We start from the raw sequence: 26214 nt of genomic DNA on the forward strand, positions 1-26214 counted from the left end.
ACGCCCACCAGGCACCCCGCCGAACACGGCGGGGAAGCTCCCCCAGGCACAGCCACCAAGACTAACCCCACCACCGCCAGCGCGTCAAATCCCGTGCCCTCGGCGGCCAGGCAGGCCGACCAGCGACGATCCGCGCGCCCCGTTCCCGGGGCCCCGCCGATCCCGCCGACCGTTCCCGGCAGCGAGGACAAAACCTACACCCCCCGCGCCCCCAGCACAAACCACCAGCTCACACGAGGAAAACTTCGACCAGCTGGCTCAGGAACCGAGCGCGTCGGCGAACATCGGCCAGGAGTCGTGCAGATCCTCCTGCCAGTAGGCCCACGCATGGGTCCGGTTCATCCGGAACTTGAACTCATGCGGGATGCCGAGCTCGTTCATCCGATCCACCAACCGGTGCGTGCACACGTTCGTCGCGGCCTCGAGGATGCCACCGACGGCGAACCGGTCAATGAGCTTGCCGGGGTCCCCCTCGATGTCCTGGGAATCGAGCGTGTCGTACGGCCCGGGTAGCCCGCTGCCATTGGAGATGAACACTGACGTGCCGCGCAGCCCCTCGGCATTCAGGTAGGGATCATTGGCCGCCCAGGCTGGATCGCTCGGCGGCCCCCACATGTTGAGGGTGTCCGCGCCACCACGGCCTTCGACGAGGGCCCGGACGAACGCCTGGCCCAGCGGATCACTGGTCTGCGCGCAGCCGCTGTAGGAACCCACGGCCTCGAACACTCCCGGAGCATTGATCGCGAGGGTCAGCACCGAGGTCGCGGCCATGGAGATGCCAGCCACGCCGTTCCGTCCCGTAGCACCGAGGGACGCATCGATCACCGGCGGCAGCTCGCGCGTCAGGAAGGTCTCCCACTTGGCCACACCGACCTTGGGGTCCGGCGCTCGCCAATCGGTGTAGTAGGTGTAGGCACCGCCGCGTGGGATGACGATGTTGACGTTCTTGTCCTCGTAGAAGTCCAGGACATCAGTCTTGTCGAGCCAGAGATCGCCGAGGAGATACAGGGTGGGGCTGGGCCGGCTGGTGTCGCGAGGCCGGACGATCTCGACCTTGATGTCCCTGCCCATCGACGGCGAGTACACCTGCGCGACCATCTCGCGGCCGTTGGTGCTCTCGACCCGCAAGCTGCCCGGAGCCTCCGGTGCGGTGGGCTGAGCGTGGGTGGCGGGAGAGACGGTGAGGGCGAGCGCTGCACAGATCCCGAGGATGGTGCTGCTCCTCCGCGCCCGCGCCCTAGATGTTCGCGCCTTCGGTGCCCGCGCTGAGATCTGGCGACGTGTCGTGGTCATTGCCGGTGCTCCGCCTGTCATGAAGGTTTCCTGGACGATCGTGCCGTGCCAGCCATCGTCAGGCACTCTAGCGCGAGGCTCGCTCCTTCGCCGGGTTCCTATTGGACCTGGCTCGCAGGAAGGGAATTGTGTTGCGCCTTCGTTATTCCGTGGCCCTGGAGAGATCGAGCGACGGCGCGCGGTCACCATGCAGATCTGTAGGTCAATTGCTACGGAATCCACGCGGCGGAGAGCTCATCCGTAGTGGCCATTCGCAGCCCCGCATCGATGCATAAGTATCCGATGCCCCGTTCGATCGCATGCGCGGTGGTGCCGTCGACCTGCCCTGCCTCGGCCTCGAAGTCGCATTCCTCGAGCGTGGCTTGCCCGAGCTTCCGCAGGATGGATGCCCGCGCCCAGTAGATCGAGCCGCTCGGGAACCGCAGCCGATAGGTGCGCATCGGCAGGCCCATGCGCCGGAGAAGGATCCTCGTCGCCCAATGATTCTGGCCCCAGCGCTCCGGACCGAGCACGCAGCCCGGCGCCGTCACCAGGCCCAGGGAAGGATCGCGGGCGAATACGTCGAGGATGGTGCTGATACGCCCCGGCCCGCCAAGGGTCGCCTCGAGCAACTGCTCGTTCCATTCGGCCCCCGTCCCCGCGAGGCTGTGCCGATCACGCCACGCGCTCCGCTTGGTATGGACCTTGAGGACCAGATCATGCTTGTCGATCAAGCCATCGTTGATGACCTGCACCATGGGCCAGATATCGCGTCCGTGGTTTCGCACATCAAGGATCCGTAGGTCGTCGAGCTCGCCGGGAAGATCATCGGGCAGGAGCAGCGGGGCGCCGCTCGAGTTCGTGATGACCAGGTCGAATCGCGCGGGGATGGCGTGAAGGAGCTCGATGAGGCGCGGCAGCGCGTCCTGGTAGTAGACGTGCATGAGCACGACGAGCCGGTTCGGCTGCCCGGCAGGGTCGGGCGCAACGCGGTCGCGCTGATCGGTCGGTGCCCGATCGAACGGCCGGATGACAGGCCGCGTCCGTCGGCTACGGATCATGAACGTGACCGGGGACCGGAGCAGCATGATCCGCACATGCGTAGCGAGCCAGATCGTGCTGACACGGATCATGTGCGGCATCGCGCGCGTCATCCCTCCGGGGAAGGCCCGCAGGACGGTACATCCACCGATACCTGGGGATCGTCGACGAGTGGCTGCAGCGGCACCGTGGCCTCCCCGGCGTGGGTCGGCTCGTCGAGGTCGTAGCGAACGGTGACGGTCTCCCCTGGCTCGGTGAGCACGACCGCGGTGAAGACAGGGTGGCCCAGAAGCTCATTGGTGAAGGTGAGGGGAACGCGCCGGTCATCGATATAGGTGTTGGCGAGCCTGGCACCGGGAGTGGCGAACAAGCTGATCACTGTGCGATTGGTGCCCGGCGGCCCGGCGTACTGGGTCTCGGGGGTGAGCCGACCCATGAGATAGGCCGGGTACTCGTCGAGCGGCGGTGCCGTATTGGTCAGCCGCAATGTGACTTCTGATTCCCGGCGCTCCCCCTCGCAGGATCCAGCGCGGTACTCGAGCGATCGCTGGAGGTAGTAGTCCAGCTTGCCGCCCGCGCCGTTGTTCAGGACCACATGCGCGTAGGGGGCGTCGTCCTGCGGAAGAGTGCCACCGACGATGCTCTCCCCGAGGACGGCCTGCTCGTCCGGCTGCGCGCTCCAGACCAGGATTCGCTGCTCCTCAATAGCCCTGGCGAGGGCACGCGCGAGCGGACCCTTCGGCCCGTCATAGGTGTTCACGCGGGCCATCACGGCACCGGCGATCTCTTGCAAGTACGCCTTTCGCGCGAGCTGCCGGTCCCCGAACCGGAAGTACGCCTCATTGAGCGTGATCTCCACGACGTTGTCCTTGGTGATCGTTTCGCCATCGCCGAGGGTCACGGGTCCGACGACCCCGAGCAGGTGGCTCAGCGCGACCGGATCGGTCGCGATGACGCCATCCACTTGCTCGTTCATGTGCTGCTGCCAGATGGAGCGCCAGATCCGCGCGGCGTGCGGGAAGTGCGGGCTGAAGTTAGCGTTCTGCCAGTTCTGGGTGCTCTGGTACCGGCCGTAGAGCGCGTCGAAGCCGGGACCGAGATCGATCGGCTCTGCCGTCAGTGGCAATTCCTGGTTGCTGACCGAGTCCTCGAAGGTGATGGCGCCATCGTCGATCCGGAGCATTCCTGCTCCGCCCATCAGGCCCCCGGTGCCTCGGGACTCGGCGTTGGTCTGGAACACCACCAGGTACCGCCGTGCTTCATCCGCGCCGAGGAAGCCGGGCAGCACGCGCGCGGCATCGGCCGCGCTCGCGGTGGCTTCGGCGAGCATCATTGCCTGGTCGATGAGCTGCTCGCGGGCATCGTTGACCCGGCCCGGGAATCGCGCTACGGGGATCTGCCGGGCGGCCTCGCTGATGGCGGCCGATTCGCGCGCGATGTCGCCCGCGCGGGGAGCCAGCCCGCGCACCGCATCCACGTCGATGATCTGACCAGGTTTGTCGCTGCCGCCCAGCATGTCGAGCATTCCGGCGTCGAGCGCGGGCACGACCACGCCGGAAGCGATCCGATCGACGATGACGGTCGATTCCCGGACCGTATCGAATGCGTCGCCCGCCCAGGGGAGCGATGCAGCGGCGCGCCAGGGAAGAGAGGCGGTCGCGGCGCTCGCCCGGGCAGCTGCTTCCGGTATTCCCTGGATCTCTACCTTTGCCGCATCGATATCGCCGCCGAGGATCAGCGTCCGGGCAGCTTCCGCACGATCCTCGATCTCATTGACCGCGGTGTATGCGCGGAGGGTCATGAATGCGAACCACACCAGCGGAATCGCCACTGCGACAGCCAGGATGAGGAGGGTCCGGCGGCGGCGTGACATGCTCCGCTTGGCAACTGGGGCGCGCTCGGGCTCAGTGCTCATCGTCGGCTCCCGAGCGCTGGCTTGGCACGGCTGAGGGCTATCGCATCCCGGAGCACCTGGTCGTACTGCTGGCAGACGTTCTCCCAGGTGAACCGCTCGGCCGCGCGCGCCCGCGCAGCCGCTGCGAGCTCTACCTGCTCAGCGGGCGCCCGCAGCAGGCTGGTGATCGCCTCTGTGATCGCGGATGCGCTGGGCTCGGTGTACCGACCGGCTTCGCCGAGCACCTCGCGGTTGTAGACGGTATCGCGCGCGACGATGGGCGCTCCACAAGCCATCGCCTGCACCAGGGCCGGGTTGGTCCCGCCGACGCTGTGGCCGTGGAAATAGACTCCGGCGTGCTGCCACAGGGAGTGCAGGAGGCGATCGTCAGAGACGTGACCGTACCAGTGGATCCGCTGGTACGACGCGGCGAGCTGGCGGGCTTGCTCGTCCAACGGGCCACCGTAGCCCGAGGATCCGACGATCACCACAGGAGCCTGGTCGGCGAGCACCTCGGCCGCGGCGAGGAACTCGGGCACCGTGTTCTCGGGGACGAATCGAGCGACCATGAGGATGTAGCCCCCGGAGGGAAGCCCCTCGGGCGCCGGAAGCTGACCGGGATCAGTGCCGCCGTAGGGGATATACGTGCCAGTCGTGCCGTAGCGCCGGGTCCAGTAGCGCGCGATCTCCTCGCTGTCATTGACAAGCGTCGTGCCGTATCGGGCGGTCAGTGCGGCACCGCCGCGGAACACCGCCCGCGCCGCCCGGCCCCATTTCGCGCGCTCCCACTCGATGCCGTCGACGTTCACCACCGTGGGGATGCCGGCGCGGGAGAGGATCGGCAGGAAGTATCCATTGGCCACGTTCAGGACGAGCGCGACGTCCGGCCGCGCCGACCGTGCCCAGAGCGCTCCGGTGAGCCCGTAGGACAGGGTGCTGGCCGAGCGTGATTCGATGCCTCGTGTGCGCACCGCGCGGATCCTCGGGTCGCCAGCGGGGTCATCGATGCGCGTGGAGCGCGGTCGGCCCAGCACCGTCACGTCCCACCCCTGGTCCGCTAGGTAGGGCGCGAGAATCCTCACCAGCGTCTCGAAGCCCCCGTAGTAGCTGGGGTAGCCGCGCGAGCCGAGGATTGCTACCGATGGCATGAGTTGCTGCTCCACTGTCGTTTCGGGCAAGTTCCGAGCGACCGGGGCGCATGGGCTAGGCCTCGGCCCCCGGGCCTGGGCGCTCGGGAGGCGCGCGCTCAGACTACCCGCGGATCTGGTCCTCGGCGAAGGCAGCTGGTTGCACCATCGAGATAGCTGGGCGTCATCAGAATGATTCAACCCGTCAGAAACGACTTGGCGCAATAGGATATCACGAGCAAATTAAGTACAAAATGTCAGGAACCTCCGCCTGCCCCCAATTTGGGGGGGCAATTGAACAGCAGGCCTCCATTGCGCAACACATATAGACTGCTCAAGGGGAATATTTACGCAAAAGTGGCTAATCAGTTATGATCAAGCTCACCGAAACCGATTCACTATCCGGGGGATGCCAGTGCCGAGCCTCGTGGAGTCCCGCCGCCCCGGCGAAGAGTCCGTGAATGTCATTCGCGAAATAGACAAACGAGGCAATCTGGCCGCAAAGCCCGCGCAGCGCCATGAGGAGCACCCGGACGCCACCGGGAACGCCATCGCGCCGCCACGCCGTTCCACCCTGGCCGTGCCCGCGCACACCTGGCGGCGCGGATTCGCCCGGCGGATCCGGATCACCGATCACATCATCATCATCGCCGCTGTAGCGATCGCCCAGCTAGCCCGCTTCGGCACCACTGATCATGCGCTGCTCAGCACCTCCGGCGTCACCTTGCGCTACACCGGGCTCTCCATCGTGATCGCGCTGGCCTGGCTCGCCGCGCTCAAGCTCGAGAACACCCGCGACGTCCGCATCATTGGCGCGGGGGCACTGGAGTACCAGCGCATCATCCACGCATCCGTCAAGGTCTTCGGCATCATCGCTATCGTCGCATTCCTGCTGGACCTGGGCATCGCGCGCGGCTACCTGGCCATCGCGTTGCCCGTCGGCGTGGTCGGTATCGTCGCGAGCCGCTGGTCGTGGCGACGATGGCTGGTCACCAAGATCCGGCGCGGCAGGTTCATCACGAACGTCGTGGTCCTGGGCAGCGGCCGCGGCGCGGAGGACATGATCCGCAGCATCCGGCGCGATCACGCCCACCGCATCGTCGGGGTCTGCGTTCCCCAGGACCATCACGCCCTCTCCCCCAGCGATTCCCTCGAGGTGGATGGCATCGCCGTGCCGGTCATCGGCGACGAGCATTCCGTCCTCGCGGCGGTTCGCCGCGCGAACGCCGATGTGGTGGCAGTCACCGCTACCGAGCGCCTGGGCGCCGATATTCTCCGCGAGCTCGCCTGGGAGCTCGAGGCAGAGAAGACGGATCTCGTCGTGCACCCTGGAGTCACCGATGTCTCGGAGCCACGGCTCAAGATCCGACCCACCGGAGGCATGCCCCTCCTCCATGTGGAGGCGCCTCAGTACCAGGGCGCGCACCGCCTCGGCAAGGCACTTGTCGATCGTCTTGGTGCCCTCCTCGCGCTCGCCGTCTTTGGTCCGTTCATGGTGCTCATCGCGCTGGGCATCAAGTACCAGGACCGCGGGCCTGTCCTGTACCGCCAGACGAGGGTCGGTACCGACGGCGTCGAATTCTCCATGATCAAGTTCCGCTCGATGGTGGTGGGCGCCGATGCCCAGCAGCCTCGTATCGCCGATGGCAACGATGCCGATGGCCCGCTGTTCAAGATGAGGGACGATCCGCGCATCACCCCGATCGGACGCTACCTCCGCAAGTACAGCCTCGACGAGCTGCCACAGCTGTTCAACGTGCTGCGCGGCGAGATGAGCCTGGTGGGCCCCCGACCGCCGCTGCCCAGCGAGGTCGCGAGCTACACGCGGAGGATCAATCGCCGAATGCTCGTCCGGCCTGGCATGACGGGTCCCTGGCAGGTCAGCGGCAGGTCCGACCTCACCTGGGAGGAAACCGTGCGGCTCGACCTGTCCTATGTGGAGAACTGGACCTTCATGCAGGACCTCATCATCCTCTGGCGCACCGCGCGGGTCGTGGTGAAGGGTGAGGGCGCGTACTAGCTGCGCTAGCGTGGAATCCTTCATCCGAGCACACCGAGCTGGCCATACGTTCACTACGAAGCGGAGAGACATGGGCGAGAGCCTGAGAACACCGCCCCTCCAGTGGCACGATGCACGCATCGCCCGTCGCGACCGCATCAGCAGGGGAATGACGGTATGGATCACCGGCCTATCCGGCGCGGGAAAGTCCACGCTCGCCTGCGAGCTCGAGCGCGCGCTCATCGAGGCGGGACAGCCCGCGTACCGGCTCGATGGGGACAACATGCGCCACGGCTTGAATTCCGACCTCGGCTTCACGATGGCGGACCGCTCGGAGAACGTTCGCCGGCTCGCTGAGGTCGCCCGGTTGCTCGCGGATTCCGGGCTCGTCGCTATCGTCGCCGCGATCAGCCCACTGCGCGCTGATCGGAGCCTTGCCCGCGCCACGCACGAGCAGGATGGGCTCCCTTTCTGGGAGATCTACATGGATACTGCTCTGTCGGTCTGCGAGCAGCGCGACCCGAAGGGCTTGTACCGGCGCGCGAGGGCGGGGAGCATCCCGAACTTCACTGGCATCGATCACGCCTATGAGCCCCCGCTCGATGCCGAGGCGACGTTCACCAACGACGAGCGCGAGCCCGCGAGCATCGCCGCGCAGCTCTGCCCAACGCTCCTGGCGCAGGTCGCGGCCCTGCGCTAGACAGCAGGAGGCCGGGCTAGACGGCACGAGGCCCGGAGCAGGAATGCTGCTCCGGGCCTCGTGGGCTAGCGGGGGTGGATCAGAAGTCCATGCCGCCCATGCCGCCGGTCGGATCGCCGGCCGGGGCCCCGTTCTTCTCGGGCTTGTCGGCGACAACGGCCTCGGTGGTGAGGAACAGCGCCGCGATGGAGGCTGCGTTCTGCAGCGCCGAGCGGGTGACCTTCACCGGGTCGTTGATGCCTGCGGCGAGCAGGTCCTCGTACACGCCGGTGTCGGCGTTGAGGCCGTGGCCGGTGGGCAGGTTGCGGACCTTCTCCGCGACGACGCCAGGCTCGAGGCCGGCGTTGAACGCGATCTGCTTCAGCGGTGCCTCGAGCGCCACGCGCACGATGTTGGCACCGGTGGCCTGGTCGCCCTCGAGGGTGAGCTCGTCGAGCGACGGGGCGGCCTGGAGGAGAGCGACGCCGCCACCGGCGACGATGCCTTCCTCGACGGCTGCCTTGGCGTTGCGCACGGCATCCTCGATGCGGTGCTTGCGCTCCTTGAGCTCGACCTCGGTGGCCGCGCCGGCCTTGATGACGGCAACGCCGCCGGCGAGCTTGGCGAGGCGCTCCTGGAGCTTCTCGCGGTCGTAGTCGGAGTCCGACTTGTCGATCTCGGCGCGGATCTGGTTGACGCGGCCCTCGATCTGGGCTGCATCGCCAGCGCCCTCGACGATGGTGGTCTCGTCCTTGGTGACGACGACCTTGCGGGCGCGGCCAAGGAGCTCGAGGCCGGCGGTCTCGAGGGAGAGGCCGACCTCCTCGCTGATGACCTGGCCGCCGGTGAGGATGGCCATGTCCTGCAGCATTGCCTTGCGGCGGTCACCGAAGCCGGGCGCCTTGATGGCGACGGACTTGAAGGTACCGCGGATCTTGTTCACCACGAGGGTGGAGAGGGCCTCGCCCTCGACGTCCTCGGCGATGATGGCGAGCGGCTTGCCGGACTGGATGACCTTCTCCAGCAGCGGCAGCAGGTCCTTGACCGTGGAGATCTTGGACGAGATGAGCAGGACGTAGGCGTCCTCGAGGACAGCTTCCTGGCGCTCGGGGTCGGTCACGAAGTAGCCCGAGATGAAGCCCTTGTCGAAGCGCATTCCCTCGGTGAGCTCGAGCTGGAGGCCGAAGGTCTGGGCCTCCTCCACGGTGATGACGCCTTCCTTGCCGACCTTGTCCATCGCCTCGGCGATGAGCTGGCCGATCTGGGGGTCACCGGCGGAGATGCCAGCGGTAGCAGCGATCTGCTCCTTGGTCTCGATCTCCTTGGCGGTATCGAGCAGGCGCGCGACGACGGTCTCGACGGCCTTCTCGATGCCCTTCTTGAGCGCCATCGGGTTAGCGCCAGCAGCGACGTTGCGCAGGCCCTCGCGCACGAGCGCCTGGGCGAGCACGGTTGCGGTGGTGGTGCCGTCGCCAGCGACGTCGTCGGTCTTCTTGGCGACTTCCTTGACCAGCTCTGCGCCGATCTTCTCGTACGGGTCGTCCAGCTCGATCTCCTTGGCGATGGAAACACCATCGTTGGTGATCGTGGGGGCGCCCCACTTCTTCTCGAGGACAACGTTGCGACCCTTGGGGCCGAGCGTTACCTTGACTGCGTCGGCGAGGGCGTTGAGTCCCCGCTCGAGGCCACGGCGGGCCTCTTCGTCGAACGCGATGATTTTGGCCATTGCGAAGTGATCCTCCAGGTGATGAGGCCGACACACGGAACGTGCAGCGGCTGCGCGTCCCATTTGCGCTATTGGCCAGGCGCGGTGCCCGCGACGGACGACCAGGGTGTCAGCGCCTGGCCTCACCGTCCCGACCTAGCACTCTCGTGTATTGAGTGCCAGAATCATGTTTAGCACTCGGGCCATGCGAGTGCAAGACGCGGGCCCGGGCGCGCCCCCGGCTCCGCGCACAGCGAACAACAAGGGGCCCAGCAGCCGCCCCCGATCGCCAGCCAGCCGGAAGGAGCACAGCCGTGGGGCACCGCTCGCCAACAACACGATCACCGCTCCCCCCGCGCCACGGCGTCGACGCGGCCTGGGTCCGGTTCCCCGACCACGCCCCCTGGAAGACCATCGGAGAAGCCCTCGCCGCGACCTACCCCGAGCACCGCGAGCGCTTCCGCCACCGCCTCGCCAGCGCCCAGATCGTCGATGATCGCGGCGTGCCCGTCGACAGCAGCCAGCCCCTCGAGCGCGGCATGACCCTGTTCTACTACCGCGACCTCCCCGAGGAGGCCCGCGTCCCCTTCGAGATCGCCGTCCTGCACCAGGACGACCACCTCGTCGTGGCGGACAAGCCGCACTTCCTCGCCACCATGCCGCGCGGGCGCCATGTCACCGAATCAGCAACGGTCCGGCTGCGGATCATGCTTGGCCTCCCCCACCTCACCCCGGTGCACCGCCTCGACCGCACCACAGCGGGCGTGCTGCTCCTCGCCACCCATCCCGGAGCACGCGCGCCCTACCAGCAGATGTTCGCCCAGCGCCGGATCACCAAGGAATACCTCGCAGTCGCACCCCGCCTCCCGGGAATCGAGCTTCCGCGCACCGTTCGCAGCCACATCACCAAGCGGCCCGGCGAGCGGCAAGCCACCGAGCAGGCGGGCACGATCAACGCCATCACCCACATCGAGGGGGCCGAAGCGCTCGGCAACGGCCGCGCCCTCTACCACCTGCGCCCCGAGACCGGCCGCACCCATCAGCTACGGGTCCACCTCAATGCGCTCGGCGCCCCCATCCTCGGCGACGACCTGTACCCCGCGATCCGCGAGCGCGCCGACGACGACTTCACCGACCCGCTGCAGCTCCTCGCCGCCAGCATCGCGTTCACCGACCCCTTCACCAGCCAGCAACGATCATTCCGCAGCGCACGCGTCCTCGAGCACGCCCGCTGACGACATTCCTGGCGCGGCACTGGCCGCGATCAGAGGGAGCCCAGCAGCTCAGGCAGATCGGCCACGGAATCCACTACGTGATCCGGCTTGTCCTTGCTCGCGTCGAGGACGGGCTGGTGGAACTTGCCGGTGCGCACCAGCACGCCCCGCATGCCCGCGCGCTGGCTGGCGAGCACATCGTTGTTGAGGTCATCGCCGATCATCAGGGTGTGCTTGGGCGCTACGCCGAGCATCCGGGCTGACTTCTCGAAAGCGCCGGGCGACGGCTTGCCGATCACGGTGATGCGGCTGTTCCCGGCTGCCTCGAGCCCCGGGATGTAGGCGCCGACATCAAGCTTCACCCCCGAGCTCGTGGCCCAGGTGAGCCCCTGGTGCATCGCGATGGCAGGCACCCCGGCGAGCATCAGCTCGGCCACCCGGCTGAGCGCCTCGTGGCTGAACTCTGGCCCCGCCCCGCCCAGGATGATCAGGTCCGGCTTCTTGGCCGCCCACGAGACGTCGTCCATGTCGATGAACACATCGCCGTGGTTGAGCACCCAGCATTGCGCGTCGGGATGGTTCTCCCGCACGTGCTGCGCCGTGAGGTACGCCGCGGTCATGATGTCGTCCGGCTCAGCGGGAATGCCGAGCTTGGTGAGCTTGGCGGCGATGAGCTCGCGCGTGAGCGACGTCGTGCTGGTCAGGAACCCGCAGGGGCGGCCGGACTCGCGCACGGCGCGCACCGCATCGGCAGCGCCCTCGATGGCCTGCCAGGAGGTCACGAGCACCCCGTCGATATCGAACAAAACGCCCTCAACGCGAGCCATGACTCCGACACTACTCACGACGGCCCCGGGCGGCGCAACAAGGAGCCGGAATTGCCGTCGGGAATGACCACTAACGGCACGAATCGACCCACCTGCTGCCACCCAGCGCCACGGCACCGCACAATAGGGGGATGCGCTCGGTCACTGAACATGCGGCTGCCATCGCCGCGCTCGTCCCAGCACGCCCCGAGAAGGAAGCCACCCTCGCAGCGGCGCACCGGAGCGTGCTCGCTCGTGATGTGATCGCCCCGCGATCGCTCCCCGGCTTCGACAACTCAGCGATGGACGGCTACGCGGTGCGCGCCGCCGACATCGCGGGCGCGAGCGAGGCAAGCCCGATAGCGCTGCCGGTGGCGGAGGACATCCCCGCTGGCCGCACCGACATCCCTGAGCATCACGAGGGCACGGCGCACCGGATCATGACGGGTGCCCCGCTGCCGCCCGGCGCGGACTCCGTCATCCCGGTCGAGCGGACCGACGGCGGCACGACGACAGTGCGGATCACCGCGTCCACCGAGCCCGGCCAGCACATCCGGCGCAACGGCGAGGACATCACCAAGGGCGAGATCGCGCTCGAGCGAGGCAGCACGCTGGGCGCCCCCCAGCTCGGCCTGCTCGCCGCCCTCGGCTACGCGACCGTGCCAGTGATCCCGCCGATCCGGGTGATGGTGCTCTCCACGGGAAGCGAGCTCGTCGCGCCCGGGCAGGCATTGCGCCCCGGCGAGATCTACGAGTCCAACAGCATCATGCTGGCCGCAGCGGCGCGGGAAGCCGGCGCGGTGGCCGCGCAGCTCCGCTTCGTCAGCGATGACACCGACGAATTCCTCGCCACGCTGCGCGCCCATGCCCACGACGCGGACGTCTTCCTCACGTCCGGGGGCGTAAGCGCCGGGGCGTACGAGGTGGTCAAGGACTCCCTCGCCGACCGCGGCGTGGAGTTCGTGAAGGTGGCGATGCAACCGGGCATGCCGCAGGGCAGCGGTACCTTCGAGGGCACCCCGATCATCACGCTGCCCGGCAATCCGGTGAGCGCGCTGATCTCGTTCGAGGTGTTCGTGCGGCCCGCGCTGCGCGCCGCGATGGGCTACGCCCGCACCAGCCGCGAAGTCGTCTCCGCGACCCTCGCCGAGGACATCCGCTCGCCTCGCGGCAAGCGGCAGTTCCGGCGCGGCCTGCTGGATCGGGCGACTGGAACGGTGCGCACCATCGGCCCGCCCGCATCGCACTTCCTGCGGTGGCTGGCATCCTCCGATTGCCTGGTGGACATCCCGGCCGATACCGAGCGGATCCCCGCGGGCGAGGCGGTGGATGTGTGGGACCTGTCGCGGCCGTGAACCAGGCGCTCCCGGACATTCCTGACCGCCGCCGATCGCGCCACCCCGTGCCGTAGGCTTGTGCGGAGCACGCCAGCGCGACATCCTGCTCGCGCATCATGGCACCGACGAACGAGATGAGGTCGACCCGAAGTGGCCCGCAAACCCGCTCCGCCCGGGCAAGCCCCCCGCAATCCTGTCGCCCACGCGCTCGGCCTCGTGCGCGATGCCGTTCCCCCGGTGCATCCGGCGGGCATCCCGTTCATCGCGGTGCCGCTCGCGGTGGCCGCCGCCGGGCACCGGTCGCGGCTAGCTCGCCGCACGGGCATCGGCCTGGCCCTCGCGTGCGCCACGTTCTTCCGGAACCCGAAGCGCGTGCCGCCCACGCGCAGCGGCGTGGTTGTCTCCCCCGCCGATGGCGAGGTGACGATCGTCGATTCCGCGGTACCACCGGCCGAGCTCTCCCTCGGGGATGCACCGGTGCCCAGGGTCAGCGTGTTCCTGTCGATCCTGGACGTGCACGTGCAGCGCAGCCCCGTGGCGGGGCAGGTGGTGCAGGTGATCCACCGGCCAGGATCATTCCTCTCCGCGGATCTCGATGAGGCGAGCGAGTCGAACGAGCGCAGCAGCATGGAGCTGCGGACCGTCGATGGCAAGCGGGTCGTGGTCGTCCAGATCGCTGGCCTCGTGGCGCGGCGCATCGTCTGCGATGCCCGGGCCGGCGACGTCCTTCCCCTCGGCGAGACCTACGGCCTCATCAGGTTCGGCTCACGGGTGGATACCTACCTCCCCGAGGGCAGCCGCATCCTCGTCGAGCGCGGCCAGCGCGTGATCGGCGCGGAAACGGTAATCGCGGAACTAGCGTGAGCCGAGGCCACGCCACTGTCGAGTGAGGTGTCAATTGAGCGACGGACAACCAAGGGATCACTCACGGCAGATGCGCGCGCGCCCGGACCATGCCCGCGAGCACACGACGAGCGAGCAATCACCGCCGATTCGCAGCGCTAGCATCCGGCTGCTGCCGAGCGCGGTCACCATCCTCGCGCTGTGCGCGGGGCTCTCCGCGGTCAGGTTCGCGCTCGAGGGCAGGGGCGACCTAGCCATCGCGGCGATCGGTGCGGCCGCGATCCTCGATGGCGTGGACGGGCGCATCGCGCGCCTGCTCGATGCCACCACCAAGATCGGTGCCGAGCTCGATTCCCTCTCGGACGCGATCAACTTTGGCGTCGCGCCCGCGCTCGTCATCTATGTGACCCTGCTGCATGGCAACAGTGGCGGCTGGATCATCGCGCTGGTCTACGTCGTCTCGATCGTGCTGCGGCTGGCCCGGTTCAACGTGCTCACCGATGACGAGGATGCCCCGGCCTACCGGAAGGACTTCTTCGTCGGCGTGCCCTCCCCCGCCGGGGCGCTCGTTGCCATCGCCCCCCTCGCCGCGTTCCAGTACTGGGGCGAGGGCTGGTGGACGTCGTTCATCTTCGTCGCGGCCTGGATGATCGGTGCCGCGGCGCTGATCGTCAGCCGGGTCCCGACGCTCGCGATGAAGCAAGTGTCGGTGCCACCGCGCATCGCCGCGCTGCTGCTGATCCTCGTCGCGCTGATCGCCGCTGGGCTCATCACCTATCCGTACGTGGTGCTGGTGCTCATGGTGCTGCTCTACCTCGCGCACATCCCGTATGCCATCCGTACCAAGCGCTGGGTGGCGGCACGGCCCGAGACGTGGGACATCCCCCCGGCGGAGCGACGCGCGATCCGTCGCTCGAGCGCGCAGCGCCGCTCGCTGACCCGGCTGGGCCTGCGCCGGTCCAAGCCTCGCGGTCGGCTGTCGCGCGTCGCGGGGCGCGCCCGGCCCCGCCGGTGACCGCACCACCGCGCATCCGCGGGCGCCGAGGCGCATCGAGCGTCTAGGCTCGTGCACGTGAATCCCGCCAACGACACGGCCCACGTGACCCTGACGGCCCGCCTCTCCACCGCCCACATGGATTCGCGCCGGGGCGTGGTGCGGGTCCATGCCGAGGTGCTCTCCGCGCTGGACCTCCGCGAGTGGGACGCGATCGAGATCTATGGCACCCGCAGCACCGCGGCCGTGGTGGCGCGCGCGCCGCAGGGTTCCGCGCCCCGGGTGGCGCTGCTCGACGATGTGACCCTCTCCAATGCGGGGATCCGCGAGGATGCCACGGTGGTGGTGCGGCCCGTCGCGGTGCAGGGCGCGCGCCGGATCGTGGTGAGCGGCTCCTCCCTGGCCATGACCTCGTTGACGCCGAACACATTGCGCCAGGCATTGCTCGGCAAGGTCGTCACTGTCGGCGATACGGTGTCCCTGCTGCCGCGCGACCTCGGACCAGGCACGAGCACCTCTGACGCCACGCAGGCCCTGCGGCGCGCCGTGGGCATCACCTGGACTTCCGAGCTGCTGACCGTCGTGGAGACCGAGCCGCGCGGAGCGGTGAGCGTGCAGCCCAATACTGCGATGGCCTGGCCAGGATCGTCGACGGACAATCCGGGGCGCGGGCAGGATCCGCTGATCACCAGTAGCCGGAGCCGGACAGGGGACGGAAGCGGGGGCACGACGGCGACCGCTGCCCGAGCGACGCCAGCTCCCCGCGGCAGCGCTGGACCCTCCGCGCGGCCCACGCAGGTAGCTGCGGAGGCACCGGTGCCGGTGGGCGAACTGGTGGGTGTCGCCGATCAGGTAGCCAAGCTCACCGATTGGCTGAGCCTTGCTCTCGATGAGCCGGAGCTGCTCACTTCCCTCGGTGCATCGCCGCGGCTCGGCATCGTCATTACTGGCCCGGCGGGCACCGGCAAGGCCACCCTGGTGCGCTCGGTGTGCGCGGACCGCAACGTGATCGAGCTCGACGGCCCCGGAACCGGCGCGCTCGAGTCCGGCAGCCGCGCCGAGACGGTGTCGCAGGCCATCGATGCCGCGCGCGGCGGTGGAGTACTGCTCATCACCGAGATCGATGCGCTGCTGCCACGCGACCCCGAGCCCGTATCCAGCCTGATCCTGAGCAGGCTGCGCCGCGCCATCGCCAACGATCAAGTGGTGCTCGTGGCAACGACGGCGCACCCGGACCTCACCGATCCACGACTACGCGCGCCCGACCTGTGCGACCGCGAGCTGACCATCGCGCTGCCGGGCGGAGCCATCCGCCGCGCCCTGCTCGACCACCTGCTGCGGGACGTGCCGACCACCGATCTCGACCTCGAGGTGATCGCGCTGCGCACCCCGGGGTTCGTCGCGGCAGACCTGATGGCGCTGCGGCGCGAGTCCGCGCTGCGTGCCGCGTCGCGCGCGTCGAGGGAGGGCGCTCCCGCCGTGATCAAGCAGGAGGACCTGCTCGGCGCGCTCGAGGTCATCAGGCCCCTGTCGCGGTCGGGGACCGAGGAGATCTCGATGGGCGGCATCACGCTCGAGGACGTCGGTGACATGGTCGAGACCAAGCAGGCGCTCACCGAGTCGGTGCTGTGGCCGCTGCGGCACCCCGACACGTTCGCGCGCCTCGGCGTGCAGCCCCCGCGCGGCGTGCTGCTCTACGGGCCGCCCGGCTGCGGCAAGACCTTCGTGGTGCGGGCGCTCGCGAGCTCCGGGCAACTGAGCGTGCACACCGTCAAGGGCTCCGAGCTGATGGACAAATGGGTGGGATCCTCGGAGAAGGCCGTGCGCGACCTGTTCCAGCGGGCACGCAACACAGCGCCCTCGTTGATCTTCATCGATGAGATCGATGCGATGGTGCCCCGGCGCGGGCAGAGCACCGATTCTGGGGTCAGCGACAAGGTCGTGGCGGCGCTGCTCACCGAGCTCGACGGTGCCGAGCCCCTTCGCGATGTGATCGTGCTCGGCGCCACCAACAGGCCGGAGCTGATCGACCCCGCTATCCTGCGCCCGGGCCGGCTGGAGCGGCTCGTGTTCGTCCCGCCGCCGGACGCCGAGGCCCGCACCGCGATCCTGCGCGCGGCGGGCGCGGCGATCCCGCTCGCCGAGGACGTGCGGCTCGACGAGCTCGCTGATCAGCTCGATGGGTACTCGGCAGCGGACTGCGCCGCGCTGCTGCGCGAGGCCGCTCTCGCCGCTATGCGCCGCTCGGTGGAGGCGACGGTCGTGACTGCCGAGGATGTGGAATCCGCGCGAAAGGCCGTGCGGCCATCTCTGGACCCTGATCAAGTGGCCTCGCTGAAGGCATTCGCTGACCGGCGGGCGGCCGACTGATCTCCATGATGACGATCTCGACATCGACGGCCCGTCCCCGTCTCGAGCTGCTGCTCGCCACCATGATCGGGTTCCTCGCGCCCGCGGCAGCCACCGCGGTGCTCGTGGGCGCGCTGCCCATGACGCTCGATGCCCGCGAGTACGCGCGCGCGGGCGGGGCGCTCGCGGTCGGGGAACCGATCGCTCTCGCATGCTCCGTGCTCGCGGCGGTGTGGGCGGCCGCGCGGCTGGGCAGGTCCTCGCGCGCCTGGCTCATCGCAGGTGGATCACTGCTGGCATGCATGGTGGTGCTGCGGTTCTTCCACGCCGACGGCTACAGCGCTCCCCTGGGCGTGGAGGCCTACCTGGGCCTGCGCGTCGCCTCGGCCATCCTGGCCGGGGTGGTGATCGGCGCGGTGCTCTCGCGCTCGTGGTCGTTCCGCAGCGCTGCCCCCGCGCTGGCCGCGGCCGCCGGGGTGCTTGGCCCGGTCCTGTTGTCCGGCTTCATCTCCGGGGCCGCGTCGGGCATCTACCTCAATGGCCGGTTGCTCGCGGCAGGCACGGTAGGGACGTCCGCGACGTGGATGCTGCTGGTGCTGGGCCTCGCGGCCCTCACGGCAGGGGTGATCCTCGATTCGCCCCTCCCGGCAGGGGCGAGCCACGTGCTCGCGGCGCCACGGTTGCGCGAGCTCCTGATGCTCGCGGCCGGGCTCGGTGCCGCGCACATCGCCGCGATCGCCCTGGTCGCTGAGTCCTCGCGGGGCTGGCCAATGCTGGCGAGGTTCAGCATGGCGACGGCGGCGATCGCGGTCCTGATGGTGGCGCATTGGCTAGTGGCGCTGCGCCTCGCGCTCACCATCAGCCCGTGGGCGGGCACCGCACTGCTGGTGATGGTGGCATTCACCGCCGCGGCGGCACCGGTGATCGGCCACGTCCCGCGCATCGCCGTCGCGTGGGCGACTCCGGTGACGCTCCTGCTGCTCGCGAGCCTCGCGCTCGGCGCGGTGCTGCGGCACAGCAGCTATCACGTCCTTAACGGCTTGCTGATCCTCGCTGCGGTGCCGGTCATCGGTGTCATCGCCGGAGGATCGGGCGCGATCATCGCGGGACAGTTGATGCTGATCGCTCTAGGGACGGGCATCGCCCTTGGCTCGGCGCTGCCCGGGGCCGGCCCGTCCGGGATCGCCCTGGCGGTTCTCTCGCCCTTGATGTCGCTGACGATCATTGCCCTGGTATCGCAGCCGTTGTTCCAGGGGGCGATCCCCTCGGCCACGGTGCGTGCTGCTTCCGAGCTGCCCGCGCTCTGGTTCCAGGTGATCCCGGCCAGCAGTGGCAGCATCATCGCGGTGAGCGTGGTGGGGCTCTGTGGCGCCGGGATCCTCGGCATCGCCTATGGCACCCTCCGATGGACCGGCGCGAAGCGCAGCGACCCCCTAGACTAGCCAGGTATCCGCCCAGGGCCCTCATGCCCACGACCCGGACGGAGTTGCCCTTGATCGCGGTTCTCGTAGCGCATGCGCTCGCCGCCCTCATCGCGCCGGTCCTGGTTCGCTTCCTGGGCAGGAACGCCTTCATGGTGCTCGCGCTCGTGCCGCTCGCCAGCCTCGGCTGGGTGGTATCGAGCTTCTCCAGCCCGCACCGCGTCTCGATCCCGTGGGCCGCCGAGCTAGGACTGGGCATCGACCTGTGGTTCGATCGGCTCACCGCGATCATGGCGTGCATCGTGCTGGGCGTGGGCGCGCTGGTCCTGCTGTATTGCGCGCGCTACTTCCCGGCCTCGGCAGTGCGGCTCGGTTCGTTCTCGGGATACCTCGTGGCATTCGCTGGCGCCATGTTCGGGATCATCACCTCCAACAACATGCTGCTGCTGTACGTCTTCTGGGAAGCCACCACAGTCTTGTCGTTCCTGCTGGTGGGCTACAAGCAGGAGAAGCTCGATAGCCGCCGCGCCGCGACGAAAGCGTTGCTCGTCACCACCTTCGGTGGCCTGGCGATGCTCGTGGGCATCATCATGCTGGGCCAGCTGACGGGCAGCTACCTGCTCTCCGACCTGCTTGCCGATCCGCCCTCGGGCCGATTGGTGGACGTCGCGCTGGCCCTGGTCACCGTGGGGGCATTGTCGAAATCGGCGATCGTCCCCCTGCATTTCTGGCTGCCCGCAGCGATGGCCGCGCCCACTCCGGTCAGCGCCTACCTGCACGCCGCGGCGATGGTGAAGGCCGGCGTGTTCCTCATGGCGCTCCTCGCTCCGGCTTTCGCCGATGCCTCCACCTGGCGGCCGCTGATCATCACCCTCGGTGCCCTGTCGATGGTGATCGCGGGCTGGCGCGCGCTGCGCGAGTTCGACCTGAAGCTGATCCTCGCGTTCGGCACCGTGAGCCAGCTGGGTTTCCTCATGGTGCTCGCGGGCCTGGGCACCCGCCATGCCGCGCTCGCCGCGGTCGCGCTCATCATCGCCCACGCCCTGTTCAAGGGAACCCTGTTCCTCGTCGTCGGCATCATCGACCGCTGCACCGGAACGCGGGACGTGCGCAAGCTATGGGGACTGGGCAGGCGCGCGCCGGTGCTCGCCGTGGTCGCCACGCTCGCCGCCGCGAGCATGGCTGGCCTGCCCCCGTTCCTTGGCTTCTACGGCAAGGAGACCGCGTTCACCGCGATCGCCGAGACGGAAGTGCTGCCTCCCGCACTGCGCTGGGCGACCCTCGCCGCCGTCGTGCTCGGCTCGGTGTTCACCGCGGCATATAGCCTGCGGTTCGTCTCCGGCGCGTTCGCCAGCAAGCATCACCGCGAGCCCAGCACGGCCGTCGCCGAGATGGTCCGTCCCGGATTCGTCTTCACCCTCTCCCCAGCGGTGCTGTCCGTGGGTGGCCTCGTCGCGGGATTCGCCACTGCCACGCTGGTCAGCGGGATGCTGCCCTACATCGACCAGTTCCCCGTCGGCGAGGAGGGGGCCAAGCCCAAGCTGGGCGGATCGGAGCTCGCGCTCGCGCTCAGCGCCTTTGCCGTGCTCGGCGGCCTGGGGCTGTTCATCGCCCACCGCCAGGTGAGCAGGCTCCGCTTCGACACTCCCCCGCTGGGCAACGCGGACCGTGCCTACGATGCGGTGCTCCGGGTCATCGATGCGCTCGCGCAGCGCGTCACGGGCGCCACCCAGCGCGGCTCGCTGCCCTTCACGCAGGCAACGATCCTCGCCACGCTGATCTGGCTGCCCGCGCTGACCCTGATCATCTGGAACGACTGGTCGATCGCCCCGCAGGGCAATCTCGGCTCGCCGGTGCAGATCGGCGTGGGCATCGCGATGGTGATAGCCGCGATCACCGCGACCATGCTCGACAACAGGCTGAGCGGAATCCTGCTGATCGGCATCACCGGGTATGGCACCGCAGCGATCTTCGCCCTCCACGGTGCCCCCGACCTCGCGCTCACCCAGGTCGTGGTGGAGACACTGACACTGGTGATCTTCGTGCTGCTACTGCGCAAGCTGCCCGCAGAGCCGCCGCCCACTCGCGCGATGGGCCACCACGCTATCCGCGCGCTGCTCGGCATCGGATCGGGACTGCTGGTGCTCGTCGTCGGGCTGCTCGCGGTGAGCACCCGCTCCGAGATGCCCGTCTCGGCCTACCTGCCCTACCTCGCGTACGAGGAGGGCAACGGCGCCAACATCGTCAACGTGGTGCTCGTCGATGTCCGTGCCTGGGACACCCTCGGCGAGATCAGCGTGCTGCTCGTCGCGGCCACTGGCATCGCCAGCCTGATCTTCCGCAACCGCCGTTTCGGCAGCGCTCCCCGCATCGCTGATGCGCCTGCCTCCGCGCACCGCGAGAATCATCATTCGTTCGCCGACGAGGACTTCAGCGAGGAACGGCTGCCGGAGGTCGCTGCCATGCCTGCCCGGCGCCACCTCCAGTACACCGAGATCGTGTGGCTCCGCGGCAGCGAGCTGCGCAACCCGCGCAACCGCTCGTATGTTCTCGAGGTGACCACGCGGCTGCTGTTCCCCGCGATGATCGTGCTGTCGGTGTACTTCCTGTTCGCCGGCCACAATGCTCCCGGCGGGGGCTTCGCGGGCGGGCTCGTGGCGGGCCTCGCGCTGGTGCTGCGCTACCTCGCGGGCGGCAAGTACGAGCTCGGGGAGTCGGTGCCCTTCGATGCCGGGCGAATCCTCGGTGTCGGCCTCGGCATCGCGGCGATGGTCGCGATGGCCTCGCTGCTCGCCGGGGCACCGGCACTGTCCTCGGCCACCTGGTACTTCGATCTCCCGGTCTTCGGCGAGGTCAAGCTGGTCAGTGCACTGTTCTTCGACATCGGCGTGTACCTGCTGGTGATCGGGCTCGTTGTCGATGTGCTGCGCAGCCTGGGCGCGCGCCTGGATTCGCGGATCGAGGTGGAGCGCCAGTGACCACGAGCATCGGAATGCTGGTCATCGCGAGCGTCCTCTTCGGATGCGGCGTGTACCTGGTGATGGAGCGCAGCATCCTCAAGGCGCTCCTCGGCCTGCTTCTGCTCACCAACTCGGTGAACCTGCTGCTGCTGGGCATGGGCGGGCGCTCGGGCGGGCCGCCGATCGTCGGCCGGACCTCCGAGGCGCATTCCTCGATGGCGGATCCCCTGGTGCAGGCGCTGATCCTGACCGCGATCGTGATCAGCATGGGACTGTCGGCATTCGTGATCGCGCTGATCTACCGCTCGTTCACCCTGCAGACCCGCGAGGACGTCGATGACGACGCCGAGGACAAGAAGCTGCCCCGCCGGACACGCGCGGAGGCACCCGACTACGAGTTGCCCAGGCCCGCTCCACCCACGCCGCCCGGGGGCCGGCACGGGCCGCCGGTGGACGGCTCGGACACCGACTTCGACCAGACCGACTTCGGCAACAGGGATCAGGGAGGGGATCGCGGATGAGCACGCCCCTCCTCTCCCCCGACCTGGCTAGCATCCTGCTGCCGCTGCCCGTGCTGCTTCCCCTCCTCGGAGCGGCAGCATCGCTGTTCTTCGGCCGCCACTACCGCGTGCAGCGCTACATCACTCTCGCGGTGCTCTCCGCGGTGTTCGTCATCGCTGCGATCCTGATGTACCTGACGGACGTCCACGGCACGCACGCGGTGCAGGTCGGTGGCTGGGACGCGCCGGTCGGCATCACCCTCGTCGCCGACCGGCTCTCCGCACTGATGCTGCTGATCTCCTCCGCGGTGCTGCTCGCCGTGCTCGTCTACGCCGTCGGGCAGGGCATCCGCGACGGCAACCACCAGCAACCCGTCTCGATCTTCGTGCCCACCTACCTGGCGCTGACCGCGGGCGTGAGCAATGCCTTCCTCGCTGGTGACCTGTTCAACCTGTTCGTGGGCTTCGAGATCCTGCTCGTCGCGAGCTTCGTGCTCCTGACCATTGGTGTCAGCAAGGAGCGGGTCCGGGCGGGCATCACCTACGTGCTCGTCTCGATGGTGTCATCGATCATCTTCCTGCTCGGCATCGGATTCACCTACGCCGCCGTCGGCACCCTCAACCTCGCGCACATCGCGGTGCGCATGCAGGACGTGCCCGAGGGAACCCGCACCGCGATCTTCTCCGTGCTGCTCGTGGCGTTCGGCATCAAGGCCGCCATCTTCCCCCTCTCCGGCTGGCTGCCCGACTCCTACCCCACCGCCCCGGCGCCGGTGACCGCGGTGTTCGCTGGCCTGCTCACCAAGGTGGGAATCTACGCGATCATCCGGACGCACACGCTGATCTTCCCCAGCGGATTGCTCGATAGCATCCTGCTCGTCGCCGCGCTCATCACCATGATCGTCGGGATCCTCGGCGCCATCGCCCAGTCCGATATCAAGCGCCTGCTCTCCTTCACCCTGGTCAGCCACATCGGCTTCATGGTGTTCGGCATCGCGCTGTCGTCCACTCTCGGGCTCTCCGGGGCGATCTACTACGCGGCGCACCACATCATCGTGCAGACCACCTTGTTCCTGATCGTGGGGCTCATCGAGCGGCAAGCAGGCTCGTCCTCGCTGCGGCGCCTCGGAGGCCTCGCCAAGGCCAGCCCGCTGCTCGCCGTGATCTTCCTCGTGCCCGCGCTCAACCTTGGCGGCATCCCGCCATTCAGCGGCTTCATCGGCAAGGTGGCACTGCTGCAGGCCGGTGCCGACGATGCGGGCTTCCTCGCCTGGACGCTCGTGGCGGGCAGCGTCATCACGAGCCTGCTCACCCTCTACGTCGTGGCGCGGATCTGGACCAAGGCGTTCTGGCGGGAGCGGGCCGACGCCCCCGAGGGCGACCTCGTTGCCTCCACCCCGACCGTCATGATCGAGGACTCCTTCGACATCAAGCTCACCGACCGCAAGGACGTCGGCCGCATGCCCGTGCTCATGGTGCTGCCCACGATCGGCCTGATCGTCATGGGCCTAGTGCTGACCGTGCTCGCTGGACCATTCGTGGAGTTCACCTCCCGCACCGCGGCGAACCTGCGCGGCGGCACCGACTACATCAGCACTGTCCTCGGCGAGGACCAGGCCTCCCTCGACCTGCCCACCGAGCCGATCAGTGGATCCACCGTGCAAGGGGGCGACCGATGACACGCGACCTGGTCCGCAAGCTCGCCGCCACTGCCTGGCTCGCCGCGATCTGGGTGCTCCTCTGGGGCGACCTCGCGCCCGGCACGATCCTCGCCGGCATCCTCGTCGGCCTGGGAGTCGTCTACCTGCTGCCGCTGCCCCGCATCCCGATCGGCGGCACGTTCCATCCACTCTCCTTCATCATCCTCAACCTGGTCATCGCTGGCCTGCTGGTCCGCGCCACCATCGAGGTGTCGTGGCTCGTGCTCAAGCCCGGTGCCCCGCCACGCAGCGCGATCCTCAAGCGGCGCGTGGGCATCAGGTCCGACCTCGTGCTGACCCTGCTCGTCGATGCGCTCAGCCTCATCCCCGGCAGCCTCGTCGTGCAGGTCGACAAGGTGCAGCGCGTGGTCTTCGTGCACGTCCTCGACGTCCGCGACAAGAAAGCGGTAACCAAGTTCCACCGCGACACCGACCTGCTGGAGAAATGGTTCGTGCGCGCGTTCGAGCGCCCCGACGAGTGGCGCGATGCCATACCCGGGAGCGTCACGGCACGAGGAAGGCTGCACCAATGACCCTGATCCTCGGACTCAGCGGCGGCATGCTCGTCCTCGCCACGCTGATCTCCTCCTACCGGCTGGTCCGCGGGCCCAACAGCCTCGACCGGCTCGTCGCGGTCGACATGCTCGTCGCCCTGATGATCTGCGGGCTCGCTGTCTGGACGATCTACACCCGGGACACCACCATCGTTCCCGCCATCGTCGTCCTCGCCCTGCTCGGGTTCGTCGGATCCATCTCGGTGACCCGCTACCGCGTGCCCGATCATCGGATCGAGCAACCCGTTGCTCCTGCTGGCACCACGACCGAGGAGACTGGCACATGATGATCCTCGCTGGGCTGCTCGCCCTCGCCGGATCAACGCTCGGGCTCATCGCCGCGATCGGCGTCGTGCGCTTCCCCGACACCCTCACCCGCATGCACGCCGCCACCAAGCCCCAGATCGTGGGCCTCATCCTCACCCTCGCCGCGGCCGCGATAGCGAGCTGGGGCAGCCGCGAGACCGGGATGCTCGTCCTCGCGATCTTCTTCGCCTGCCTCACCATTCCCGTCGTCGGCCACCGCGTGGGACGGCTCGCGCACCGCGAGGGCCTGTACCGGCGCGACCTGATGACGATCGACCAGATGGAGCCCAACCGCGACGACTAGGTCCTGCCCGATGCTCCCGCCCCGATGCTCCCACGCAGTTCCGCGACGAGCTGGTCGACCACTGCCGTCATGCCGCCAGCCCTCGCTGCGGCACGCTGGCGCTGGTAGGAGGCTCCGATACGGAGGATATCGGCCACCGATGCCAGCTCGGCGCTGCAATCGAGCCGCTGGGCGACCGGCGCGAGCTGCTCGAGCATGCTCGTGATCTCATCGGTGACGAGTCGCTCGGTGCAGGCATCATCGGTGATGATCTCGGCATCGAGGCCATAGCGCGCCGCCCGCCACTTGTTCTCCTGCACCAGCCACGGCGGCATCGACGGCAACTGCTCGCCCCGGGTGAACCGCTCATCGAGATCCACCACCAGGCAGTGCATCAGCGCCACGAGCCCGGCGAGCTCCCGCAGAGTGGGGGTGCCGTCGCAGACGCGGATCTCGATCGTGCCGAGGGCAGGATTGGGCCGGATATCCCAGTGCAGGCCACCGACCGATTCAATGATGCCCGTGGTGACCTGGTCCGCGGTGAACTGCTCGAACTGCTGCCACGTCTCGAACTGGAAGGGCAGGCCCGCAGTGGGCAACTGCTGGAAAAGCAAGGCACGGGTGCTGGCGTAGCCGGTGTCCTGCCCGTCCCACATCGGCGAGGAGCCCGACAGCGCGAGGAGATGCGGATACTTCATCAGCAAGGCGTTGAGGATGGGGAACACCTTGTCCGGGTGGGACACCCCAACGTGGACGTGCACGCCCCAGATCAGCATCTGGCGCCCCCAGTACTGGCTGCGGTTGATGATCTCGCGGTAGTGCGGCTTGTCGGTCAGCATGTGGTCGGTCCACTGCGCGAACGGATGGGTGCCCGCGCTGAGGAAGTCGAGCCCGAGCTGATCGCCCACATCGAGCAGCGCGGCGAGGGTATCGCTGATCTCGCCCATTGCCTGCGCGGTGGTATCACAGATGCCCGTGACGATCTCGACGGTGTTGCGCAGGAACTCCCGGTGCACGCGGGTCCCAGCGATGATCCCGTGCTGCGACTCGAGCAGCTCGAACACGTCCTCGGCCTGGTTGGCGAGGTCCCGGGCACTACGGTCGACGAGCGCGAGCTCCCATTCGACCCCGAGCGTGGGGCGGGGCGATCCTGCGAAGCGGAGTTCCACCCTTGAATGGAACCACAAGGCCGCTGCCCCGTGCAGGGCAGCGGCCTCGGTGCTCAGTTGC

General features: G+C 68.5%; 21 protein-coding genes. 14 read left to right on the forward strand and 7 right to left on the reverse strand.

Going from position 1 to position 26214, the window contains the following annotated elements; translation table 11 throughout:
* Positions 1-258: 258 nt before the first annotated feature.
* From FXO18_RS14055 to FXO18_RS14070, 4 genes are all read right to left on the reverse strand, one after another.
* The gene (locus FXO18_RS14055; protein ID WP_187774374.1) at positions 259-1293 is read right to left on the reverse strand and encodes an alpha/beta hydrolase; all 1035 of its coding nucleotides are present in this window, start codon (positions 1291-1293) and stop codon (positions 259-261) included.
* A gap of 209 nt (positions 1294-1502) precedes the next feature.
* Entirely contained in the window at positions 1503-2405 is a 903-nt protein-coding gene (locus tag FXO18_RS14060) for a rhamnan synthesis F family protein (protein WP_187774375.1), read from the reverse strand.
* 17 nt (positions 2406-2422) lie between these two features.
* On the reverse strand, positions 2423-4228 hold the full coding sequence (locus FXO18_RS14065) for a DUF4012 domain-containing protein (protein WP_149361778.1): 1806 nt from the start codon (positions 4226-4228) through the stop codon (positions 2423-2425).
* Positions 4225-5355: a glycosyltransferase gene (locus FXO18_RS14070; protein ID WP_149361779.1), complete on the reverse strand. Its 1131-nt coding sequence runs from the start codon at positions 5353-5355 to the stop codon at positions 4225-4227. The genes FXO18_RS14065 and FXO18_RS14070 overlap by 4 nt, the downstream gene beginning before the upstream one ends.
* Before the next feature lie 388 nt (positions 5356-5743).
* Here FXO18_RS14070 and FXO18_RS14075 point away from each other — a divergent pair, with 388 nt between their 5' ends.
* Positions 5744-7354, forward strand: a complete 1611-nt coding sequence (locus FXO18_RS14075; protein ID WP_149361780.1) for a sugar transferase — start codon at positions 5744-5746, stop codon at positions 7352-7354.
* Between the two features lie 70 nt (positions 7355-7424).
* A complete protein-coding gene (gene cysC / locus FXO18_RS14080) occupies positions 7425-8033 on the forward strand; it encodes an adenylyl-sulfate kinase (RefSeq protein WP_149361781.1) in 609 nt (202 codons plus the stop codon).
* A 79-nt stretch (positions 8034-8112) separates the two neighbouring features.
* Here cysC and groL read toward each other — a convergent pair whose 3' ends face one another.
* On the reverse strand, positions 8113-9738 hold the full coding sequence (gene groL, locus FXO18_RS14085) for a chaperonin GroEL (protein ID WP_149361782.1): 1626 nt from the start codon (positions 9736-9738) through the stop codon (positions 8113-8115).
* 293 nt (positions 9739-10031) lie between these two features.
* On the opposite strand from groL, the gene FXO18_RS14090 reads away from it, so the two are divergent.
* A complete protein-coding gene (locus FXO18_RS14090; RefSeq protein WP_149361783.1) occupies positions 10032-10952 on the forward strand; it encodes a pseudouridine synthase in 921 nt (306 codons plus the stop codon).
* A 29-nt stretch (positions 10953-10981) separates the two neighbouring features.
* On the opposite strand, the gene FXO18_RS14095 is transcribed toward FXO18_RS14090, so the two are convergent.
* The gene (locus FXO18_RS14095) at positions 10982-11758 is read right to left on the reverse strand and encodes an HAD-IIA family hydrolase (protein ID WP_149361784.1); all 777 of its coding nucleotides are present in this window, start codon (positions 11756-11758) and stop codon (positions 10982-10984) included.
* Between the two features lie 131 nt (positions 11759-11889).
* On the opposite strand from FXO18_RS14095, the gene moeA reads away from it, so the two are divergent.
* The 11 genes from moeA to mnhG all read left to right on the forward strand — a co-directional run bounded on the left by moeA (position 11890) and on the right by mnhG (position 25005).
* Positions 11890-13092 (forward strand): molybdopterin molybdotransferase MoeA, encoded by a 1203-nt coding sequence (moeA, locus tag FXO18_RS14100; RefSeq protein WP_149361785.1) that lies wholly within the window; start codon positions 11890-11892, stop codon positions 13090-13092.
* 132 nt (positions 13093-13224) lie between these two features.
* Complete coding sequence (locus tag FXO18_RS14105) at positions 13225-13938, forward strand: phosphatidylserine decarboxylase (protein WP_149361786.1); 714 nt, start codon at positions 13225-13227, stop codon at positions 13936-13938.
* 70 nt (positions 13939-14008) lie between these two features.
* Entirely contained in the window at positions 14009-14932 is a 924-nt protein-coding gene (locus FXO18_RS14110) for a CDP-alcohol phosphatidyltransferase family protein (RefSeq protein WP_149361787.1), read from the forward strand.
* Positions 14933-15049: 117 nt separating this feature from the next.
* The gene (locus FXO18_RS14115) at positions 15050-17281 is read left to right on the forward strand and encodes an AAA family ATPase (protein WP_149361934.1); all 2232 of its coding nucleotides are present in this window, start codon (positions 15050-15052) and stop codon (positions 17279-17281) included.
* A gap of 5 nt (positions 17282-17286) precedes the next feature.
* Positions 17287-18702 (forward strand): hypothetical protein, encoded by a 1416-nt coding sequence (locus FXO18_RS14120; RefSeq protein ID WP_149361788.1) that lies wholly within the window; start codon positions 17287-17289, stop codon positions 18700-18702.
* Between the two features lie 50 nt (positions 18703-18752).
* A complete protein-coding gene (locus FXO18_RS14125; protein WP_149361789.1) occupies positions 18753-21659 on the forward strand; it encodes a Na+/H+ antiporter subunit A in 2907 nt (968 codons plus the stop codon).
* Entirely contained in the window at positions 21656-22162 is a 507-nt protein-coding gene (locus FXO18_RS14130; RefSeq protein WP_235900679.1) for a Na(+)/H(+) antiporter subunit C, read from the forward strand. The genes FXO18_RS14125 and FXO18_RS14130 overlap by 4 nt, the downstream gene beginning before the upstream one ends.
* On the forward strand, positions 22159-23820 hold the full coding sequence (locus FXO18_RS14135) for a Na+/H+ antiporter subunit D (protein WP_149361790.1): 1662 nt from the start codon (positions 22159-22161) through the stop codon (positions 23818-23820). The genes FXO18_RS14130 and FXO18_RS14135 overlap by 4 nt, the downstream gene beginning before the upstream one ends.
* Positions 23817-24374 carry a Na+/H+ antiporter subunit E gene (locus FXO18_RS14140; RefSeq protein WP_149361791.1) on the forward strand — a complete coding sequence of 186 codons (558 nt, stop codon included), beginning with the start codon at positions 23817-23819 and terminating at the stop codon, positions 24372-24374. The genes FXO18_RS14135 and FXO18_RS14140 overlap by 4 nt, the downstream gene beginning before the upstream one ends.
* Positions 24371-24682 (forward strand): monovalent cation/H+ antiporter complex subunit F, encoded by a 312-nt coding sequence (locus tag FXO18_RS14145; protein ID WP_149361792.1) that lies wholly within the window; start codon positions 24371-24373, stop codon positions 24680-24682. The genes FXO18_RS14140 and FXO18_RS14145 overlap by 4 nt, the downstream gene beginning before the upstream one ends.
* Positions 24679-25005 carry a monovalent cation/H(+) antiporter subunit G gene (gene mnhG / locus FXO18_RS14150; protein ID WP_149361793.1) on the forward strand — a complete coding sequence of 109 codons (327 nt, stop codon included), beginning with the start codon at positions 24679-24681 and terminating at the stop codon, positions 25003-25005. The genes FXO18_RS14145 and mnhG overlap by 4 nt, the downstream gene beginning before the upstream one ends.
* On the opposite strand, the gene FXO18_RS14155 is transcribed toward mnhG, so the two are convergent.
* A complete protein-coding gene (locus tag FXO18_RS14155; RefSeq protein WP_149361794.1) occupies positions 25002-26153 on the reverse strand; it encodes a glutamate--cysteine ligase in 1152 nt (383 codons plus the stop codon). The two genes, mnhG and FXO18_RS14155, sit on opposite strands and share 4 nt — an antisense overlap.
* Positions 26154-26214 lie beyond the last annotated feature (61 nt).

Source organism: Lolliginicoccus suaedae, from assembly GCF_008312885.1.
In the GTDB taxonomy this organism is placed as follows: domain Bacteria; phylum Actinomycetota; class Actinomycetes; order Mycobacteriales; family Mycobacteriaceae; genus Lolliginicoccus; species Lolliginicoccus suaedae.